19 protein-coding genes and 1 tRNA gene are annotated in these 20,701 nt (G+C 60.5%); 10 read left to right on the forward strand and 10 right to left on the reverse strand.

All coding sequences use genetic code 11. The annotated features are described in order from the left end of the window. Positions 1-117: 117 nt before the first annotated feature. From KVG95_RS10905 to KVG95_RS10930, 6 genes are all read right to left on the reverse strand, one after another. A complete protein-coding gene (locus tag KVG95_RS10905; RefSeq protein WP_225922986.1) occupies positions 118-3,195 on the reverse strand; it encodes an error-prone DNA polymerase in 3,078 nt (1,025 codons plus the stop codon). Beyond that, the gene (locus tag KVG95_RS10910) at positions 3,192-4,607 is read right to left on the reverse strand and encodes a Y-family DNA polymerase (protein ID WP_217856354.1); all 1,416 of its coding nucleotides are present in this window, start codon (positions 4,605-4,607) and stop codon (positions 3,192-3,194) included. Before KVG95_RS10910 ends, KVG95_RS10905 begins: the two co-directional genes overlap by 4 nt. A 7-nt stretch (positions 4,608-4,614) precedes the next feature. Then, positions 4,615-5,232, reverse strand: coding sequence for a translesion DNA synthesis-associated protein ImuA (imuA, locus tag KVG95_RS10915; RefSeq protein WP_217856356.1), 618 nt, complete (start codon positions 5,230-5,232; stop codon positions 4,615-4,617). After that, on the reverse strand, positions 5,232-5,849 hold the full coding sequence (gene lexA / locus KVG95_RS10920) for a transcriptional repressor LexA (RefSeq protein WP_217856358.1): 618 nt from the start codon (positions 5,847-5,849) through the stop codon (positions 5,232-5,234). Before lexA ends, imuA begins: the two co-directional genes overlap by 1 nt. A gap of 196 nt (positions 5,850-6,045) precedes the next feature. Then, positions 6,046-7,014: a Gfo/Idh/MocA family protein gene (locus KVG95_RS10925; protein WP_217856360.1), complete on the reverse strand. Its 969-nt coding sequence runs from the start codon at positions 7,012-7,014 to the stop codon at positions 6,046-6,048. A gap of 13 nt (positions 7,015-7,027) precedes the next feature. Continuing rightward, positions 7,028-7,915, reverse strand: a complete 888-nt coding sequence (locus KVG95_RS10930) for a Dyp-type peroxidase (protein ID WP_217856362.1) — start codon at positions 7,913-7,915, stop codon at positions 7,028-7,030. Positions 7,916-8,114: 199 nt separating this feature from the next. Between KVG95_RS10930 and KVG95_RS10935 the strand changes: the two genes are divergently transcribed. Next, the gene (locus KVG95_RS10935; RefSeq protein WP_217856364.1) at positions 8,115-9,740 is read left to right on the forward strand and encodes an NADP-dependent glyceraldehyde-3-phosphate dehydrogenase; all 1,626 of its coding nucleotides are present in this window, start codon (positions 8,115-8,117) and stop codon (positions 9,738-9,740) included. Positions 9,741-9,787: 47 nt separating this feature from the next. Next, positions 9,788-10,828, forward strand: a complete 1,041-nt coding sequence (locus KVG95_RS10940) for an FUSC family protein (protein ID WP_217856366.1) — start codon at positions 9,788-9,790, stop codon at positions 10,826-10,828. Between the two features lie 8 nt (positions 10,829-10,836). Here KVG95_RS10940 and KVG95_RS10945 read toward each other — a convergent pair whose 3' ends face one another. Beyond that, the gene (locus tag KVG95_RS10945) at positions 10,837-11,730 is read right to left on the reverse strand and encodes a DMT family transporter (protein ID WP_217856368.1); all 894 of its coding nucleotides are present in this window, start codon (positions 11,728-11,730) and stop codon (positions 10,837-10,839) included. A 135-nt stretch (positions 11,731-11,865) separates the two neighbouring features. Here KVG95_RS10945 and KVG95_RS10950 point away from each other — a divergent pair, with 135 nt between their 5' ends. The 3 genes from KVG95_RS10950 to KVG95_RS10960 are packed head-to-tail and all read left to right on the forward strand — an operon-like array spanning position 11,866 to position 13,097. Beyond that, positions 11,866-12,303 carry an Lrp/AsnC family transcriptional regulator gene (locus tag KVG95_RS10950; RefSeq protein WP_008006559.1) on the forward strand — a complete coding sequence of 146 codons (438 nt, stop codon included), beginning with the start codon at positions 11,866-11,868 and terminating at the stop codon, positions 12,301-12,303. A 57-nt stretch (positions 12,304-12,360) separates the two neighbouring features. Beyond that, positions 12,361-12,693 (forward strand): YceK/YidQ family lipoprotein, encoded by a 333-nt coding sequence (locus tag KVG95_RS10955; RefSeq protein WP_201062431.1) that lies wholly within the window; start codon positions 12,361-12,363, stop codon positions 12,691-12,693. An 11-nt stretch (positions 12,694-12,704) separates the two neighbouring features. After that, positions 12,705-13,097, forward strand: a complete 393-nt coding sequence (locus KVG95_RS10960; RefSeq protein WP_217856370.1) for a VOC family protein — start codon at positions 12,705-12,707, stop codon at positions 13,095-13,097. A gap of 72 nt (positions 13,098-13,169) precedes the next feature. On the opposite strand, the gene KVG95_RS10965 is transcribed toward KVG95_RS10960, so the two are convergent. Next, complete coding sequence (locus KVG95_RS10965; RefSeq protein WP_007898177.1) at positions 13,170-13,841, reverse strand: Bax inhibitor-1/YccA family protein; 672 nt, start codon at positions 13,839-13,841, stop codon at positions 13,170-13,172. Positions 13,842-13,965: 124 nt separating this feature from the next. Between KVG95_RS10965 and KVG95_RS10970 the strand changes: the two genes are divergently transcribed. Continuing rightward, a tRNA-Ser gene (locus KVG95_RS10970) sits at positions 13,966-14,053 on the forward strand. Positions 14,054-14,340: 287 nt separating this feature from the next. On the opposite strand, the gene KVG95_RS10975 is transcribed toward KVG95_RS10970, so the two are convergent. After that, a complete protein-coding gene (locus KVG95_RS10975; RefSeq protein WP_217856372.1) occupies positions 14,341-15,507 on the reverse strand; it encodes an MFS transporter in 1,167 nt (388 codons plus the stop codon). Positions 15,508-15,601: 94 nt separating this feature from the next. On the opposite strand from KVG95_RS10975, the gene KVG95_RS10980 reads away from it, so the two are divergent. The 3 genes from KVG95_RS10980 (at position 15,602) to KVG95_RS10990 (ending at position 18,456) form a co-directional block, all read left to right on the forward strand. Beyond that, positions 15,602-16,495: a LysR family transcriptional regulator gene (locus KVG95_RS10980; RefSeq protein ID WP_217856374.1), complete on the forward strand. Its 894-nt coding sequence runs from the start codon at positions 15,602-15,604 to the stop codon at positions 16,493-16,495. Between the two features lie 501 nt (positions 16,496-16,996). Beyond that, entirely contained in the window at positions 16,997-17,869 is an 873-nt protein-coding gene (locus tag KVG95_RS10985) for a TauD/TfdA dioxygenase family protein (protein ID WP_217856514.1), read from the forward strand. 107 nt (positions 17,870-17,976) lie between these two features. Next, positions 17,977-18,456, forward strand: a complete 480-nt coding sequence (locus tag KVG95_RS10990) for a 2,4'-dihydroxyacetophenone dioxygenase family protein (protein ID WP_217856376.1) — start codon at positions 17,977-17,979, stop codon at positions 18,454-18,456. Positions 18,457-18,522: 66 nt separating this feature from the next. Here the strand turns inward: KVG95_RS10990 and KVG95_RS10995 are convergent, their stop codons facing one another. Next, a complete protein-coding gene (locus KVG95_RS10995) occupies positions 18,523-19,560 on the reverse strand; it encodes an alpha/beta hydrolase (protein WP_217856378.1) in 1,038 nt (345 codons plus the stop codon). A gap of 109 nt (positions 19,561-19,669) precedes the next feature. On the opposite strand from KVG95_RS10995, the gene KVG95_RS11000 reads away from it, so the two are divergent. After that, positions 19,670-20,695, forward strand: a complete 1,026-nt coding sequence (locus KVG95_RS11000; RefSeq protein WP_217856380.1) for an AraC family transcriptional regulator — start codon at positions 19,670-19,672, stop codon at positions 20,693-20,695. Positions 20,696-20,701: the final 6 nt, after the last annotated feature.

Here is a 20,701-nt window from a genome sequence, read left to right on the forward strand (position 1 = left end):
CCTGTGAATGACATGTTTTCAGGCAGTGCAACGGCGTGAGGAGACGGTGCGTGCCCGTTTGTTTCGAGCACCGCCGACGCCAATGGTTTCATAGAGGTATAGCTGAATGTCTCAGGTTCAGCGGAAATCCCGGCTACGCACATGGATACCGTCGAGCAATGAACTCAGGTCGCTCAAGCGTCCGGCAATCAGATGCCGCACCTCGCCTTCCTTTTCCCAACGCCCATCGACCTTGAGCAATTGCGAGCCGACCAGTACCTGCCGTTGCCGTTCGGCCAAGTCGCGCCAGACCACCACGTTGACGTTGCCGAACTCGTCTTCAAGCGTCACGAAGGTCACGCCGCTGGCGGTGCCCGGGCGCTGCCGACCGGTGACCAATCCGGCGACGCTGACCGGTCGGCCGTGCTCGACATCCATAAGTTCTTTCGAGCTGCGACAACGTCGGGCTTTCAACTCACTCCGCAGCAATGCCAGCGGATGTGGGCCGAGGGTGGTGCCGACACTGTTGTAATCGGCTTGCAGGTCCTCGCCCACGGTGGGTTTGGGCAGAGACACCGCCGGCTCTTCCTGGCTCGGCAAACCGGCAAACAAGCCGAGCTGCTTCTGCACCCCCGCCACTTCCCAGCGCGCCCGATGCCGGTCACCGGCCAGCCCGCGCAACGCTCCGGCATCGGCCAGTTGCTCCTGGGCGCGAGCATCGAGTCGCGCCCGTTCGCCAAGGTCGGCGATGTCGGCAAACGCCCCTTTCGACCGTGCGATTTCAATGCGCCTGGCATCGTCCTCGCGAAAGCCTTTGATCATCCGCAACCCCATGCGAATGGCCGGCTGCGCGCCGGTGATCGGTTCCAGACTGCAATCCCAGTCACTGGCCCGCACGTCCACCGGACGAATCTGCAAATCGTGTCGGCGGGCGTCCTGAAGAATCTGGTCCGGGCTGTAGAAACCCATGGGCCAGCTGTTGATCAGCGCACAGGCGAAGGCCGCCGGCTCGTGGCATTTCAACCAGCAACTGGCATAGGTCAGCAAGGCGAAACTCGCGGCGTGGGATTCGGGAAAACCGTAATTGCCGAAGCCTTTGATCTGCTCGAAGATCTGCGCGGCGAACTCCGCCGTGTAGCCGTTTTTCTTCATTCCGTCCGCCAGTCGTTCCTTGTGCGGTTCCAGTCCGCCGTGGCGTTTCCAGGCGGCCATGGAGCGACGCAATTGATCGGCCTCGCCGGGGCTGTAGTCAGCGGCGACAATCGCTATCTGCATCACCTGTTCCTGGAACAGCGGCACGCCCAATGTACGCTTCAGCACCGCTTCAAGTTCTTTCGACGGGTAGATCACCTCTTCTTCGCCCTTACGCCGCCGCAGATAGGGATGCACCATCCCGCCCTGAATCGGCCCCGGACGAACGATCGCCACCTCGATCACCAGATCGTAGAAATTCTTGGGCTTGAGCCTGGGCAACATCGACATCTGTGCCCGGGATTCGATCTGGAACACCCCGATGGTGTCCGCATGGCCAATCATTTCGTAGGTTTGCGGGTCTTCGGCCGGCACCGTCGCCAGACTCAGGTCACGGCCACGGTGCCGACGCAGCAGATCGAAACAACGACGAATCGCGCTGAGCATGCCCAGCGCGAGGATATCGACCTTGAGCAACCCGACCGCGTCCAGATCGTCCTTGTCCCACTGGATGATGGTGCGCTCGGCCATGGCGGCGTTTTCCACCGGCACCAGGCTGTCCAGGGGCTGCTCGGAAATCACGAAACCGCCAGGGTGCTGGGACAGGTGCCGGGGGAAACCGATCAACTGTCCCGTCAGACTCAGCACCCGGCGCAACACCGGGCTATCGGGATCGAAGCCTCCTTCACGCAGGCGCTCGACGGGCGGCGCCTGATCACTCCAGTGACCGCAACAGTCGGCCAGGGCGTTGACCTGATCCGGCGGAAAACCCAATGCCTTGGCCACATCGCGCACGGCGCCGGCACCATGGTAAGTGCTGACCACTGCGGTCAGCGCCGCACGGGCGCGACCATAACGCTGGAATACGTACTGCAGGACTTCTTCACGCCGTTCGTGTTCGAAGTCCACGTCGATGTCCGGCGGCTCGTTGCGCTCTTTGGAGAGAAAACGCTCGAACAGCAGCGTGCTCCGCTCTGGGTCAATCTCCGTGATGCCCAGCACGTAGCACACCGCCGAGTTGGCCGCAGAACCGCGCCCCTGACAAAGAATGTGTTGTTTGCGAGCGAAATTCACAATGTCGTGAACCGTCAGGAAATAACTTTCGTACCCCAGCTCGGCAATCAGCTGCAGTTCCTTGTCGATCTGCGCCAACACCTCGGCTTTAGGACCTTTCTCCCAGCGCCACCGAACACCCTTTCCTGCCAACTCCCGCAGCCAGGACGTGGCCGTGTGACCCTCAGGCACCAGCTCCCGGGGATATTGATAACGCAACTGACCGAGGTCGAACGTGCAGCGCCGGGCGATGCTCAGCGTTTCGTCGAGCAGTGCCTGCGGATAGAGATCGCGCAAGGCGTCGAGGCTGCGCAAATGCCGTTCGCCATTGGGATGCAAACGCAACCCGGCCTCGGCCACCGGCACGTGATGGCGGATCGCGGTCATGGTGTCCTGCAAGGCGCGCCGGCCACGGGCGTGCATGTGCACATCGCCGCTGGCCACCGCGGGGATCCGCAGTTCCCGCGCCAGTGTCAGCAGCGCCGCCAGTCGCCGGGTGTCGTCCTGCCCGCGATGTAACTGAACGCTCAGCCACAAGCGCTCGGCGAAGGTCTGCTTCAGCCAGTGACCCTGCTCAAAGTCATCGACGGTGTCCGGCACCCACAATGCCAACAGTCCCGGCAACGGCTCGCCGAAATCCTCCCGCTGCACCTGATACTGGCCTTTCTGCGTGCGGCGTCTGGCGCGAGTAATCAGGCGACACAGGGTTTGATAACCCTCGAGGTTTTCCACCAGTAGCACCAGTTTCGGGCCGTCTTCGATGCGTATTTCACTGCCGATGATCAGCGGCAATTCCACGGCCTTGGCTGCCTGCCAGGCACGGACGATGCCCGCCAGGGTGCATTCGTCGGTGATCGCCAACGCTTGATAACCCTGCTTTTTCGCCCGTTGAAAAAGCTCAAGCGCACTGGAAGCACCGCGCTGAAAACTGAAGTTCGACAGGCAGTGCAGTTCGGCATAGTCGACACTCATGCGAACCAGCCTTGCAGCCACAACGGACCGCCCTCACCCACCGTCCGATAGGCCCAGCCCTGCTGACCGGAGCGGGTTTCGATCAGGTAGTAATCGCGGCGCACGTCGCCGCCGTCCCACCAGCCCGACTCGATGCGTTCCGGCCCCATGAGGATGCGCGTCGAACCTTCGTGTACCGCCTGCGGTTCAGTCAGTAGCCAGCCCGGACGTTGCACGGCAGGCAGCACCCCACAGGCCTGGCTGTCGACACTGGCCTGCCACGCGCATTCCGGCCGATGATCGGCCTGGAACCGCAAGCCCTGCACCGCATCATCCCCCAGCCGTGCGCGCAAGCGTTCGCGCAGTTGCTCCCAGGGCAAGGATTGCTGCGGACGATCATCGAACAGTTCCTGGTACTGGGGCACAAAGGCCGGTAGCTCTTCGGCGCGCAGACGAAAACCGCGCACCGGCGCCTCGACCTGAACCTGTTCCAGACGCCCCCGGGCCAGTTCGAACAACATCGCCGGATCGCGCTCGGCGCTGAGCAGGCCGACCTTGATCAGCGTGTCAGGCAACCCAGCGTGCTCCAGGTGCAAATCAAAACGCTGCACACCGCTGTCCCGCCCGCAGAGGAACGCCGCCAGATCGCCGGTCAGCCTGCGCAACGGAAACAGCAATGCCTGATGGGATTGCACATCGAAATTAAGCTCGATGCGCACATCGAAACGGTCCGGCGGCAGGTAAAACGCCAGCGCCAGCCGTCGCTCGCCGAACAGGGTGTCCAGATGCTTGAGCACCTGAGCCTCGAAACGCCGGGCCAGGCTATGCCGGGGCAGCGCCTGCACCTGACTCAAGGTGCGCAGCCCCATGCGCGATAACGCCGTGGCAACGCTTGGCTCCAGGGCGATCCGGTCGACGGGCAACTGCCCGAGGTGGTACTGCAAGGCTTCATTGTCCGGCACCACCAGACCGTCATAAACGTTGGCCAGCACCCGCGCCGCCACCGGATTGGGCGCGGCGACAATCCGGTGACGAAACCCCAGCTCGCCGAGTTCCGCTCGCAACCGCGCCTCGAACTGCGGCCAGGGCCCGAACAAGCCCAGGCTGGATTCGATTTCAAACACCACGGCTCGCGGGTAATGCACGCTGACCTGAGAGCTGAACCGATAGGCCCAGGCAGCCAGGAACTGCTGCCAGTGTTCGATCTCGGCGGCGTCGTATTCGGCGGTGACAAAACCTTTGCTCAAGGCCTGAGCGGCGGTCATCGACTGGCCGGGCCGCAAGCCCAGCGCCCGCGCCGAACCGTTGACCGCTTGCAGCACCCGACGCTGGGCCGGGCCGGTCAGCAGTGCCAGCGGCTCATCAGGGTCGGGGCGCTGACGCAGTACCGCGTCCAGCGCCAATTGCGGGAAGAGAATGCAAACCCAGCGCATGGCAACCTCAATGCCCGACGGCAAAGGCAATGGGCGCCGAACGGGCCAGCCCGCCCCGGCACTTGAGCACCCGCAATTGCGCAGGTTTGGCGTCGATGGCGATGCGCAGGGCCGCTGGCGACGGGTTGATGGCTTCACTGATCGAGCGATAGGCGAACGCCAGGGTCTGACCCGTTTCCGCTGCCACCTGCAAACGTCGCAACGCTCGATCGTCGGCTTTGTGCGGCCAGCACAACACCGCCCCGCAACTGCCCGAACGCAGGCATTGCTCCGCCGCCCACAGCGCATCACGCTCGCTGGCCTGGATAATCGACAGTTGCCGCAAATCAACCCCGGCGTTCTGCCAGGCCTGGGGATACGGCACGTAAGGCGGCACCACCAGCACGATACGCTCCCCCGCCGCTGACAGCCGCGCCAGCGCCGGCCATACCAGTTGCAACTCACCCACGCCCTGCCCGGCCAACAGGATTTCAGTCAGCGCCGCTTCCGGCCAGCCGCCAGTGGGCAATGCCGCATCCAGCGCCGCATGTCCGGTGGATTGCGGGCTGACGGCCGGTGGCGCAGGCCGGCCCTTCCAGATCTGGCCGCCATTGAACAGCGTATCCAACGCAACGACGGCGCCCATCACCCTTGCCTCACCAGACCGCAGAACACGCCTTCGATGGCCAGATCCTGATCGGCTCGAACAATGATCGGCTTGTAAGCCGGATTGCGCGGTAGCAGGCGAACAGAATCGCCGACCCGCTCGAAACGCTTGATGGTGACTTCACCATCGAGCCGCGCCACGACGATCTGGCCGTTGACCGCTTCGGGGTTGCGCCGCACGCCCACCAGATCACCATCGAGAATGCCGTCCTCAATCATCGAGTCGCCCTGCACCCGCAGCATGTAATCCGGCACCCGCGAGAAGATCGACGGATCAAGCAGCAAACGGCTGTGGACCTCGGCATCGGCACCGATCGGCACACCGGCCGCCACTCGACCGAGTACCGGAACGTCCAGCAACTCAGGTCGCGGCGGTTGATTCAATAGCCGGATACCTCGCGCCTGATGCGGATTGACCTCGATAAAACCGGCCTCGGTCAGCGCCAACACGTGCTTGCGCGCCACGCTGCGGGAGGCGAAGCCAAAGGCCTCGCTGATTTCAGCGAGGCTCGGGGGCTGACCGTGTTCGGCGATTCGATCGCGGATGAAGGTCAGGATGGCGGTACGGCGGGGAGTTAAAGTCGTCATGGAGTACATTTGTACTCTTTTGGGTTTTTCCTGACAAGGACCGCCAGTCAGCTCAACCCGCGGCAGGGGCGCTAAGTGTCAGCAATCCTCTGACCGCTATTGCTTCCTGTGGGAGCGGGCTTGCCCGCTCCCACAGGGATATCAGTCGTTTTCGGGGGCGAGGTTTGCCAAGTAGGGCCACGGGTAGATGCCGCGTTCTATTTCTTCAATCGCGCTTGAGGATCTGGTCCATCACCCAATCGGTTTTCAACGCTTGCTCGGCCAGTGCCGGATGCTGCGCTTCGCCACGGATGTGGGCGTTCATGCCCAGCACGTGGTGCCACTGGATGTGTTCGTGATGTTTGATGTGCAGGCTGAGGTGTTCATCGGCCTCAAGCTGTACCGGATGTTCGTCGAACACCGAAAAGCTGATCCGGCCTTGGCTGCCGATTACCTCGACCCGGTCCTCGCGACGGTCCGCCACAAAATTCCAGCAGCCCATGCCCAACGCCCCCGATGCAAATCGCCAACTGGCGCTGACGGCATCTTCGGCGGCATAGAGACCAGCCTGATGCGCGGTGAAACCGGCGACCTCAACGATGTCACCCAGCAGGTACTGGAACAGGTCGAAGCCATGGCTGGCGAGGTCGGCGAAGTAACCACCGCCGGCAATCGCCGGGTCGGTTCGCCAGTTGTCTGTGCCGCCAAGGTCGCTCGATGAAGGCGCTTTGGTCAGCGTCCAGATCAGGTTCCAGACTTCGCCGATCCGGCCCTCCTCCAGCCATTGTCGAACCTGCTGGAAGCGCGGCAACGAGCGTCGGTAATAAGAAACGAAGAGGTGCAGTCCGGCCTCGGCAAAGGCTTTTTGCATCTCACGGCTTTGCCCGGCGCTCAGCGACATTGGTTTTTCGACGCAGCAATGTTTGCCGGCGGCAGCCACTTGCAGGCTGTAAGCGTGATGGCTGTCGGGGGGCGTGGCGATGTACACCGCGTCCACCTCGGGGTCGTTGATCAGCGCGCTGGCGTCGGTGTAGGCCCGGGCAATGCCGTGGCGCGCGGCGTAATCGCTCACCGCCTCCAGACGCCGTCCCATCACCGCCAACAGCGCCGAGCCGGGCGCCTTGTAGAACGCCGGCCCGCTCTTGCGCTCGGCCACACTGCCGCACCCAATCATGCCCCAGCGCACCACGCTCATAGACACTGCAGGTTCAACCGATGCGCAGTGCGCGCAGGTCGAGGCGACCGTCCTTGAGCGGTGGGCACCAGTAGTAGCCGCCGGTGATCGGCCGACTGATGCGATACAGACCGTCGGTGATGCCGTCTTCCAGACCGCTCATGCGCCGCAGCTGGGATTCGAACGCATCGAGGGAAAAACCGAAGGCCAGGAACATCAGGCCGGCACGATCACCTTCGATCCACGGCATCGAGCGACGGACCACGAAGGCTTCGGGTGTGAAGCTTTCCTGGGCGGTGCGTTTGACGTGAGCGGAGATCGGCGCGTCGTCGAGTTCTTCGTTGTCGCTCAGGCGCCGGCCCATGATGTTGTCTTTCTCATGGGACGGCATCGCGTGAAAGCCTTTCAAATCATGCTGCCACTGCTGAATCGCGGCGAAGCTGCCACCGACCAGTCCCTCAGCGCCTTCGCCCAACAACGCGGCGGCCACAGCGGCTTCGTCGTGAGGGTTTTCGGTGCCGTCTTCGTAACCGGTCAGGTCATGGCCGGTCATGTGACGAAAGGTTTCGTTCATCTGCACCAGACGCAGGGCCGGTGCCAGCGCGGCTTCGATCGCATGACTGCGATTGAGCAGTTCGCCACGGTCAACACCGTGCAGCCAGCACCAGAGCGCGTGTTGGGTCGACGGGTTGTCGACGCCGACACCGACCAGCGCAGGAAAGGCACGCAGCCCGTCGATCTGCGCGTGCAGCGCCTTGACCAGGGATTCACCGAAACCGACGACCGCCGACTTTCCGTCCACCAGGCGCATCAGATTATCCAGCGCAGCCGGCAGTGCCTCGGCGGATTCAAGGGCGAAGAACATATGACGAGCTTGAGGCGGAACAGGGGTGGCGAGAATGCCCGGCTGGTAATAACTCATATGAACTCCTTCAGAAAGAGCGTGAAGTTTAACCGGGGGATGCTCAGTTGTGTGCGCTCAGGTCAAAAGATCAGCGGGTCATGACAATGTGTTGCGATCTTGGTAAAACGATTCAGCTATGCTGATCAGGCCTTGACCTAATAACGGAACGTAGCGATAACACCTTATCCGCATCACCCAATCCAGACGGGGTAGCGACATGACCACAGCACAGATCCTTGGCAACCTGTTTCCCACCGCCGACAACGTCCCGGAAAAATACCGCCTCAACGGCCAGACCGAGCAGCGCGAGTATCTGGTCGATGGCGAACTGAAAACCTGGTCCGGGCCCCTCGCCCAAGTCCGTAGTCCGGTGTACCTGAGCGGTGCGAATGGCGATGAACAAGTGATTCTCGGCAGCACGCCGCTGCTCGATGCCGACACCGCATTGACCGCGCTCGACGCCGCCGTCCGCGCCTATGATCGCGGCCAGGGCCTGTGGCCGACCATGCGCGTGGCCGAGCGTATCCAGCACGTCGAAACCTTCCTGGCTCGCATGCGCGAACAGCGCGAGGCGGTGGTCAAGTTGCTGATGTGGGAGATCGGCAAAAACCTCAAGGACTCGGAGAAAGAGTTCGACCGCACCTGCGACTACATCGTCGACACCATCAACGCCCTCAAGGAGCTCGACCGCCGCTCCAGCCGCTTCGAACTGGAACAGGACACCCTCGGCCAGATCCGCCGCGTGCCGTTGGGTGTGGCGTTGTGCATGGGACCTTACAATTACCCGCTGAACGAAACCTTCACCACGCTGATTCCGGCCCTGATCATGGGCAACACCGTGGTGTTCAAACCGGCAAAGCTCGGCGTGCTGTTGATTCGCCCGCTGCTCGAAGCGTTCCGCGACAGCTTCCCGGCCGGGGTGATCAACGTCATTTACGGCAGCGGCCGCGAAACCGTCAGTGCGCTGATGGCCAGCGGCAAGATCGATATCTTTGCGTTCATCGGCACCAACAAGGCCGCCAGCGACCTGAAAAAACTCCACCCAAGGCCTCACCGCCTGCGTGCGGCGCTGGGCCTGGATGCGAAGAACCCCGGCATCGTTCTGCCGGAGGTCGATCTGGACAACGCGGTCAATGAAGCCGTCACCGGTTCCCTGTCGTTCAACGGTCAGCGCTGCACCGCGCTGAAAATCCTCTTCGTCCATGAAGACGTGGTCGAGGCGTTCATCGAGAAATTCAACGCCAAACTCGCCAGCCTCAAACCCGGCATGCCGTGGGACAGCGGCGTGGCCCTGACGCCATTGCCGGAATCAGGCAAGGTCGATTACCTGTACACGCTGGTGGCAGACGCGGTCAGCAAAGGTGCAGCCGTGGTTAACCCCAACGGCGGTGAATCCCGCGCATCGTTCTTCTACCCGGCCGTGTTGTACCCGGTGACACCGCAGATGCGCGTCTACCAGGAAGAACAGTTCGGCCCGGTTGTGCCGATCGTGCCTTACCGTCATCTGGACACCGTGATCGATTACGTCCTGGAGTCCGACTTCGGCCAGCAACTGAGCATTTTCGGCACCAACCCGGTGGCGGTCGGCAGGCTCGTGGACACGTTCGCCAACCAAGTCGGCCGGATCAACCTCAACGCCCAGTGCCAGCGCGGTCCAGACACCTATCCGTTCAATGGTCGCAAGAACTCCGCCGAAGGCACGCTGTCGGTACATGATGCGCTGCGAGTGTTTTCGATTCGGACCCTGGTGGCGACCAAATTCCAGGAGAGCAGCAAAGAGCTTCTCAGCGAGATCATCAGCGGACGAAACTCGAGCTTCCTGACCACCGACTACATCTTCTGAGGACACCGAGCCTGAGCATCATCAGAAGCCTTCGACTGCCACCGCTGTTGCGCCGGATACTGCGTCCGTTACTGGACCCGTACCGGCGCTACCGCCACGCCAAACTGATCCATGCGGTGCGGGTTTCGTTGGGATTGCTGGCGACGATCCTGCTGACCACCGGTATCAACCTGCCCCACGGCGAATGGGCGTCGGTGACCATGCTGGTGGTGATCGGTGGTTTGCAACACCACGGCAATATCGGCAAAAAAGCCGCCGAGCGGGCTATCGGCACCTTGATCGGGGCCGGCGTCGGCTTGTTGCTGGTGGCGCAACAGGCCTGGCTCGGGATGCCGTGGCTGACCTATTTCGCAATGTCGGTGGTGTGCGGATTCTTCTCGTACCACGCCATCGGCAAGGGCGGTTACACGGCGCTGCTGTCGGCGATCACCGTGTTTATCGTCGCGGGGCACGGTGACAACCCCGTCACCGATGGCCTGTGGCGCGGGGTGGATATTCTGATCGGCATCGCCTTGGCACTGGCCTTCTCCTTCGCCCTGCCGCTCTATGCGGTGTACTCCTGGCGCTACAACCTGGCCGATGCGTTGCGCGACTGCGCGGCAATCTACGGCCGCATCATCAAGGGTGAGTCCGTCACCGCTGACGAACACCTGAAACTGATGAATCGCTTGAACACGGTGATGATACAACTGCGCTCATTGATGCCCTCGGTGTCCAAGGAAGTGCGAGTTTCCATGACCGAACTCGATGCGATTCAGCGCAATCTGCGGATGTGCGTCAGCATCCTGGAAATCCTCGGCAATAGCCGACCGAATGCCGATGACGCCGAGGCAATGGCCCATCTGCAATCGGCATTGAAAGCTGAACATCGACAGATTCGGGTGCAACTGATCGGTATGGCCCGGGCATTGAAATCGGGCGCTTCGCAACGGCTCAGCCGGCCAGCCGAATCGCCATCAGACTCAACGCTCGGTGCGCCGGTCTACAGTCCGCTGGATGGCTATCGATTGCTGACCCGACAATTGACCGCGAACATCGGCGAGATGCGCCAGCGCTTGGCGAAGACCGCACCGCGCTGGAACATCTGAGAGTCTGTTTATTGTGTAGCCACCCGCCGAAGCTTTAAGCCCCACCCCTGTTGCATCCCGGCGGCGGCCAACAGAATCGCGGCAACACCGATCCATTGCAGCGGCTCCAGGCGATGGCCGAAGGCGAACCAGTCAACGAAAATCGCCGCAATCGGGTAGATGAACGACAGCGCACCGGTCAGCGCTGTCGGCAGTTTTTGAATCGCGCCGTAGAGCAACACATACATCAGACCGGTATGCACGATGCCCAGAGTCACCAGACTGGCCCAGGCATCGGGCGTTTGCGGTATCGCCGAGAAATGCGCAAAGGGCGCGAGCAACAGCACGCCGGTGCAGACCTGGATCAACGCGATCAGATGCGGTGGCGTACCGGTCAGGCGTTTGATGATCAGCGCGGCAATCGCATACAGAAAGGCAGCCCCCAGCGCCAGACCAATCCCCATCAGGTAATCGTTGCCGCCCTCGCCCTGCCCACCATGTGCGCTGACAATCGCCAGCATGCCGAGAAACGAAATGCCCAGCCAGAACAGTTTCTGCAGGGTGATTTTCTCTCCCAGAAACAGCGCGGCCAGCCCCACCAGCATAAACGGCTGGACGTTATAAACCGCCGTGCCAATGGCAATCGAGGCGCGGGAGTAAGATGCGAATAACAACACCCAGTTGCCGACAATCGCCACACCGCTCAGCACGGCCAGGAGGAAAGTGGTGGACGTCAAAATGCCAGGGCGCAGAAAGCCGAACGCCGCGCAGATCAGCAATAAGGTGGCGGCACCGAACACGCAGCGCCAGAACACCACGTCCAGCACCGGTTGCCCGGACACCAGCACGAACCAACCAATGGTCCCGGAAATCAGCATGGCGGCGGTCATCTCGAATGAGCCGCGACGTAGTGTTTTGTCCATCATCAACCTCCCGTGTTTGAGCCCAAAGTATGCCAATCCACCGGGGGGCTTCTCCAGCGCAAAAAGCAGGCTAAACTCGGCTTCTGCCTTTTTTATCAAGGCTTATTCAGCTGATTGCCTAACAGGGGATTCGCCATGACCGACGACATCGACCAAGTGCTGATCAGCGCGCTGATGGAAGACTCACGCCGCTCGCTCAAGGCCCTGGCACAGATCAGCGGCCTGTCCTCGCCCAGCGTCGCCGAGCGCCTGCGCCGCCTCGAAGAACGTGGCGTGCTCAAGGGCTATACCGTCGAGATCGACCCCAAATGCTTCGGTTATCAACTCCAGGCCATCGTCCGCATCCGCCCGTTGCCGGGCCAGTTACAGGAAGTGGAGCGACAGATTCAGGCCATCCCCGAATTCACCGAGTGCGACAAAGTCACCGGCGACGACTGTTTCATCGCCCGCCTGCATGTGCGCTCGATGGAACAACTGGACACCCTCCTCGATCGCCTCAACAGCCACGCCGAAACCAACACCGCCATCGTCAAGAAGACCCCGGTCAAACGCCGGTTGCCACCGATGGCGTGAGTGCTGTTTTGTTCGCGAAAGCGTAGATTGATCTTTTTCCGGCGAAGGATTGGCGGTATGAAAACTCAAGTCATGTTACTGGCGGCGCTGATGCTCGCCGGCTGCGGTACGTTCGAGACGGTAGTGCGCAGTGACGAGGCTGCGGTGAAACGTCTTAAGGAACGGAAAACCTACTGCGGTGCGGTTCCACGGATTTATAGCGGCGTGACTTATGATTTTTGCACCCTGCATGCGCTTCCAGGCCCGGGCATTGATGAGTACCAATATGATGGCGCTGGCACGCCCGTTGTCCTGCTGGATGTAGTGATTTCCGGCGTTCTCGATACCATGCTGCTGCCCTACACCATTTATCGGCAGCAGGCTGATGGCAGCATCATTGTGGCCGAATAAGGAGCAGGTGAATGTTGTCCCACGTTTTTATCGGTATCACCGACTTCGATCGTGCATTAGCGTTCTACCAACCGATCATGGATGCACTGCAGCTGCAGATGAAATTTTGCGACCCCGGCAAACCCTGGGCTGCGTGGATGAGCAAGGGTGCACCGCGTCCGCTGTTCGTCATTGGCACAGCGTTCGACGAACAGCCGGCCAAACCGGGCAATGGGCAGATGATCGCCCTGCTTGCGCCGAGTCGCGAGATCGTCAACCGCTGTCACGCACTGGCCATGGTTCATGGTGGATCCTGCGAGGGGCCGCCCGGCCTGCGTCCGCACTACCATCCCGACTACTTCGGCGCCTACATGCGCGACCCGGACGGCAACAAACTCTGCGTGTGTTGCCACGAACCCGATTGAAACCAACGCGCTGAGCCAAATCACAGACAATAAAAAACCCGCCGAAGCGGGTTTTTTACTCAGGGCTGGCGATCAATCATCGCGGCTCATGATGCCGAACAGTTGCAACAAGCTGACGAACAGGTTGTAGATCGATACATACAGGCTGATGGTCGCCATGATGTAGTTGCGCTCGCCGCCGTGAATGATGGCGCTGGTCTGGAACAGAATGCACACCGACGAGAACAGCACGAAACCTGCGCTGATCGCCAGTTGCAGACCGCTGATCTGGAAGAACAAGCTCGCCAGAGTCGCGCCCAGCAGCACAAAGAAACCGGCTGTGATGAAACCACCGAGGAAGCTCATGTCCTTACGGGTGATCAGCACATAAGCCGACAGGCCGCCGAACACCAGCGCGGTCATCGCGAAGGCCGAACTGACCACTTCCGCGCCGCCCTGCATACCCAGGTAACGGTTGAGGATCGGGCCGAGCAGGAAACCCATGAAACCGGTCAGCGCGAACGCAGACACCAGGCCCCACGCCGAGTCACGGAGTTTGTTGGTAAGAAAAAAAAGGCCGTAGAAGCCGATCAGCACCACGAAGATATTCGGGTAGCCGACACGCATCTGCTGCGCGACAAACGCCATCACGCCGCTGAATGCGAGGGTGAGAGCGAGTAAGCCGTAAGTGTTGCGCAGGACGCGGCTAACCTCTAGCTGCTCAGCCTGCACGCTGTTATTAACTGCGTAATCCTGTTCGCGCATGGCGACACTCCTGTTGGGTTTGAAACGTTCAGTCGCAAAGATCATAACAGACGCTCTGTAACAAGCCATGCAGAGAGTTTGACAGTGTGTTTCATTCAGGTATTATGGCGCCCGCAACGCAAACGGAGGTGTGGCCGAGTGGTTTAAGGCAACGGTCTTGAAAACCGTCGACTGTAACAGGTCCATGAGTTCGAATCCCATCGCCTCCGCCATCTTATGTACGACAAAGCCCTGATTTTTCAGGGCTTTGTCGTTTCTGGCATTCAGGAATTTTGCTCCTCTCTTTATGGATCGTTTCCGCATCTTTTCGGCCATTTCCGCAACCCCACCTCTCCGCCCCCTCCTCCACCCAAATTAAATAGCTCGACCAAAAAGTGAAGGATGCGTTTGAGATTGGGCGGTAGGCAGCTTTCGGCCGTATCTGCCGGTCAGCAACGGCAGAAATCTACCACTTGCCGCCACTCATCGATGGTAACGAATCACTCCCCCTTCATCTTCGTCACACCACTGCTGCTTCAATCGTTCTGGAGCGCCAGGCAAAAGCCAACACCATCAGCAGCCCCAGGCCTGCCATCGCCGCTCCGGCCAGGGAAATCGCCGGATAACCCAGACCCGCGTTGATCACCGCTCCGCCCAGCGCTGCGCCAATCGCGTTGCCAAAATTGAAGGCGCCAATGTTCACCGCAGAGGCAAGATTGGGCGCGTCCTTCGCTGCTTCCATGACGCGCATCTGTAGCGGCGGCACCAGGGCAAAGCTGGCGATACCCCAAATCAAGATGGCTACGGCAGCCGGCAGCGGCCAACGCATCAGTACGGTGAACGCCAACAAGACGAGAATCAGCACGCTCAGCGAGATGATCAGAGTGCGATCTATCGAGCGGTCAGCGGCCTTGCCGCCCCACATGTTACCCAGCGTCAACCCGACACCGAATAGCACCAGCATGGCGGTGATGAAGGCGGTGGACGCATGGGTCTCGCTGCTGAGGATCGGCGCAATGTAGGTGAAGACGGTGAACATGGCACTCGAGCCGACTACGGTCAGGGCCAGCGCTCCCAGCACCGGGCCGCGCCCCAATACCCGAATTTCCGCCATTACACCGACGTTTTGCGGCGTCTTCAGGTTAGGCAGGGCGAACCACAACGCGGCCATGGTCAACAGGCCCAGGCCGGTAATACCCCAGAAAGCGGTGCGCCAACCGAACAGTTCGCCAAACCAGGCGGCCAGCGGCACACCGCCGATGGTCGCCAGGGTCAGGCCCATGAACATTGCCGCCACCGCCCCGGCACGTTTCTCCGGGGCGACCACGCTAGCGGCGACGATGGAGCCAACGCCAAAGAACGCACCGTGGTTCAGTGAGGTCACCACCCTGGCGACCATGAGGCTGTAGTAATCGGTAGCCAGGGCTGACATCAGATTACCCAGGGTGAAAATCGCCATGAGTCCGATCAGCAGATAGCGCCGGGGAATCCTGCCGGTGGTCAGGGTCATCAGGGGCGCGCCGAGCAGTACGCCCAAGGCGTAAGCACTGACCAACAGACCTGCGGCGGGAATGGAAACGCCGAGATCCGCAGCGATACCCGGCAACATGCCCATGGGAGCGAATTCTGTTACGCCGATGCCAAAGGCACCGATGGCGAGTGCGACAAGTGGTGGATTGATACGCATGGAAAGCTCCTTATCTATGCCGCTGATGCTACGATCCAGTCTTTTCAGGCGGTAGATAGCATTTTTGGTAATCACCTTTGCGCAGGAGGCACAAGTGGATTTCAACGGCAGGTCAGGTGAAATGAGCGTGTTTACCACCGTGGCGCAGGAAGGCAGCCTGTCGGCCGCCGCGCGTGCATTGGGGCTGACACCCTCGGCGGTCAGTCGGATCATCTCGCGTACCGAACAACGTCTTGGCACCCGCCTGCTGTTGCGCACCACCCGAGCGATCACCTTCACCGCCGAGGGCGAGGCTTTCCTGCGCGGCGCCCGGCGTATCCTGGCCGACATGGCCGAGGTCGAAGAAGCCATCGCCGACCAGGGCGTACCAAGGGGCCGATTGCGGGTCAGCGCCGCCCTTGGCCATGGGCGGCTGGCCATCGTTCCCTTGGTGGCAGCATTCAGCGCCCGTTACCCGAACATCGTCGTCGACCTCACCCTCGGCGACGAAGTGGTCGACATTCTCGGCGGCCAGGCCGACGTCGCGGTACGCTTTGGCCATCTGCCCGACAGCCCGCTGACCGCGCGCAGGATCGGCGACACCGGCCAGATAGTGGTGGCATCACCCGAGTATCTGCAGCGCCACGGCATCCCCCAGGAACCGGAAGACCTGCTACGGCACAACTGCCTACGCTTCAACTTCCGGCGTGCCGAACCCAACTGGCCGTTCATCCGCGACGGAAGAGAGTTTTCCCTGAAGGTCAGCGGCAACATCGAATGCAGCAGTGGTGAAGCGCTGGCACAACTCGCGCGAGTAGGTGCCGGCATTGCGCGTATCGGCGAGTTCAGCGTGAGCGAGGATCTGCAGCGCGGTGACCTGATACCGCTGCTGGAAGCCTGGAACCCCGGGGACCAGGAACCGATTCATGCGGTGTTCGTCGGTGGGGCGGCAATGCCGGCGCGGGTGCGATTGTTCGTGGACTTCTTGCTGGAACATCACCGGATGTAAGCGGAGGCGTAGGCTGATACTTCCGGGTACTCGTGATATTGAAGTGACCACAACATTTTGGGTGCACTATCAATAGGTGGTTTGCCTTACTGGAACAATCGTGAGCTCTGGCATTGATGGGTCGTCCGCACGTCTTAAATGGCCGTCGTGAAAGACCGCTTTCAACCAAAAGCTGCCTCTCATCAAAGGCCACTTTCAGCCAAAATCGGATCACCCAACCTGCATCGCAATGTTGTTCGTTTTCCTCTCCTCCCTTGTCTCAATATGCGAAGAAACTGTCCTGCCAAGCCCATGGCGTCGCGCCCGCGATACCTACTATAGGCCCGGTGCCTCTGCCCAATTTGGCAGGGAGCAGTTACCCATAGCGGATGCACATATTGCGCAACGCCGTACAAGCCCGGATTGGAGACAACAATGACAATAATCGCCACCCAAGACACGCCTTCACAACTCCCTCCCTCGGCACCCGCCATTATCCGATCGTCAGTGCGCCAGCATTCGATCAAGGTGGAAATTTGCTCCCCCGCCATCGGTGCCGAACTCAGCAATATCAACCTGGCCGATGCTGCCCAGGACCCAGAACTGATCGCGGAAATCCGGGCGCTGTGGTTGAAGCACAAAGTGCTGTTTTTTCGCGATCAGGACATCACCCCCACGGAGCAACAGCACTTCGCCGCGCAATTCGGCGATTTGGAAGGTCATCCCTTGGCGCCGAGCCATCCGGAGGCAGACAAGCTGCTGATGCTGTACCGCAACCTCGACCTGAGTAAGCCCAAGAGCTTTGTCGAAAAAGCGAGCCGCGAAAACCTGTGGCATACCGATGTCACCTTTAAGCCGGCGCCACCTCGCGGAGCGATATTGCGCTGTGAGCAAGGCCCTGAATCCGGCGGCGACACCCTGTTCTCCAACATGGTGATGGCTTACGAAAACCTGCCCGACACCATCAAGCAACGGATCGAAGGTCTGTTCGCAAAACACAGTGCCGAGCACTCCTTTGGTGCCCAGTTGCCCCGCGAAGATCGTCACGCCATGGCCCTGAAGACCCCCGCCGCTGAACACCCGGTGGTACTGATCCACCCTGAAACAGGTGAAAAGGTGCTGTTCGTCAACTCCGCGTTCACCACCCATTTCGCGAATTTCTTCAACTTCGAGGACATCCGCTACGGCCAGGACTTCATGCCCGAGGCTCATCACCTGATGAACTACCTGACCTCTCAGGCGGCGATTCCGGAGTACCAGGTACGCCTGAAGTGGCGCACCAACACGGTTGCCATGTGGGATAACTTGCAAGTCCAGCACTACGCGGTGGCTGACTACGGCAATGCGCCAAGAAAGATGCTCCGCGCCACCCTTGCGGGCACCCCGCTCACCTGATTCGAACAGTCTCCCCAGAGAAACCAGGCCACCCGACCATCAGAGATTGTCGGGCGGCCTTGGCTGCCGACGAATACTCGATCTGAACCGCATCAATGGAGATAGACATGCTCTACGAACACATCGACACCGCAGTCATCGATGGCGAATCGCTGCCGTGGGTACCCTTTACGCCCTATGCGGAAAACGTCCTGCTGAAGTACTTCAAGCTTGACCCCATCCGTGGTGAATGGATCGTCATGATGAAGTCGCCGATCGACATGCAACTGCCCAAGCATCACCACACGGGTACGGTGATGGTCTACACGATCGAAGGCCAGTGGAAATACAAGGAGCATGACTGGATCGCCGGCCCTGGCAGCATCGTCTATGAGACGGCCGGATCGACTCACACGCCTGAAGTCGTCAGCACGGGAAGCACAGACGGCTATGTGCTCACGCTGGTTCAGGTTAATGGCGATCTCGCGTTTCTGGACGGGAACGACAACATCGTCGCGCTCGAAAACTGGAAGTCAGGATTGCATCGCTACCTTGCCTACTGCGAGCAGTATGACATCGCACCGAAAGATCTGACGGCATTCAACTGAGTTACAGGCATCGCCGCGAAAAACGCGAGTCGGGGCGAGCGCACCAAGGCGCTCGTCCCCCAACCGTTAGAACTGCTCGAGAAACGTCAGGAGCAGTTCGTTGACTTGTCCGGCGTTTTCTTCCGCGGCGCTATGGCCCACGCCGGGTAGCAGTACTTTTTTCTTTAGCCCGGGTAGATAGGTGTCGAGCTGATCGTAGAGACCGCGGATTTCGACCGGCTCCAGTGAAGGGTCGGCAGCACCACCGATGAACATGCTCGGCTGGCGCACCACCGCACCGTCAAGAAACGCGGTGATTTCCCAGTTCCGGTCGCGACAGCGATAGTAGTTCAAGGCACCGGTAAACCCGGTGCGCGTGTATTCGGCGACGTAGTAATCGAGCGCCCGTGCGCTCAGCCATGATGGGAACTCGCCCTTCGGTTCAGTGAAGGCATTGAGAATGGGCTCACCTTGCTCGACGAACAGACGCCAACGTTCAGCGCCGACAGCACTGCCGGAAATCGAATAGAAAACGCTACGCAAGGTCTTGCGCGGGTCGCTGGCCAACTCGCGATCCGGCTTGTCGAGCTGCTGGAAATACAGGTGGTGATACACCCGGCCCTTCGCCATTGCCTGCAAACCTGCGGTCGGCTTGACCTTGCCGCGTGGTGGCACCGGCGTATTGAGCATCACCAGGCCACGGATCAGATCCGGCCGTAGCATGGCTGCCGCTTGGGCCACCCAGGCGCCCAAGTCGTGCCCAATGATCACCGCGGACGTTTCGCCCAGAGTCGCCATCAAGCCCACCATGTCGCCGACTGCCTGAGTCATGTCATAGGCTTCAATGGCATCGGGTCGATCCGTTTGACCAAACCCCCGTTGATCGGGGACCACGACTCGATAACCGGCCTCGGTCAACGCCACGATCTGGCGTCGCCACATGTACCAAAGATAGGGAAAACCGTGCAGCAGGATGACGAGCGGACCCTGTCCCTCGTCGATGTAATGCATGCGAATGCCGTTGAGTTCGGCGAAGCAGTGATTGAATGCCTCAGGGTCATCGGCGTCCACTTGCGCCCTTGCCGCGAACGGCTGACTGATACGTGTTGCGGTGCGCGTGTTCATTTATCTACCTCCATCTTTTTGTCGTTGTTGGCCTGAAGGTAGCCGTGAGAAGGTGTCTTGCACTAAGCTTCGCAGGACACAATCTTGTGAAACTGGGACATCAGGACACATGTATACCCTGACGCGAAGCGCCAGCCTTACCAACTATGAGCAGGTTGCCCGTTCAGTGGGACTCGATCCATTTCGTATGCTGCGTTTGGCCAAGTTGCCAGCCAGTGCCCTCGACGATCCGAATATCATGATCAGCAGCGATTCGGTGGGTTGGCTGCTGGAGGAATCGGCCCACCTCTCCGGCCAGGAGGCCTTCGGACTGCTGCTCGCGGAAACGCGACACCTATCCAATTTCGGCATGCTCGCGCTACTCATCCGCGAAGAACCGACACTTCGCGCCGCCTTGCAATCGTGCGCGCGCTATATGCGGCTGCATAACGCTGGGGTGGAGTTGCGACTTGAGGATGTAGGCGACCTGGTGCTGCTGCATGTGGGTGTGAAAATGCAGGGCCATCACGGTGTCTGGCGCCAGGCTATCGAACAGTCGACGGGTATTGGATTGCGGACGTTGAGCGTACTGACGCGCAATACGTTCCGCCCGATAAGGGTCAGTTTTACTCACGAGCGACCTGCCAGCCTTGAAGTGCACCACCGCGTGTTGGGCACAGCTATTGAGTTTTCACAGGAGTTCAATGCCATCGTTTGCCGAAGGCGCGATCTGGACATGCCCATTCCTGCGGCTGACCCCGCGTTGCATCGCGAAGTAAAGCGATCGCTGGACATGCAGTTGACTACCCTGCGCGACGAGCCGGCGCAGCGGGTACGCCAGATCGTCAAGATACTGCTGCCAAGCGGACTGTGTTCTGTCGATGGGATTGCCCAGCATCTTGGCATGCATCGACGCACCCTTAGCCGACACCTGGCAGCCGAGGGAGAGAGTGTCACAACGATCATCAATGCTGTCCGCGCTGAACTCGCCGAAGAGTACCTGGCCAACAGCAAACGCCGATTGTATGAAGTTGCCGAACTCCTCGGTTTTTCCTCCGCCGGTGACTTTTCACGCTGGTTCCGCAGCCAGTTCGGCAAGACACCATCGGATTGGGCCGCCGCCTACCGAGAGAGTAAGGCGACACTGCCGCTTTAACCCGTT

This window comes from Pseudomonas farris, from assembly GCF_019145235.1.
In the GTDB taxonomy this organism is placed as follows: domain Bacteria; phylum Pseudomonadota; class Gammaproteobacteria; order Pseudomonadales; family Pseudomonadaceae; genus Aquipseudomonas; species Aquipseudomonas farris.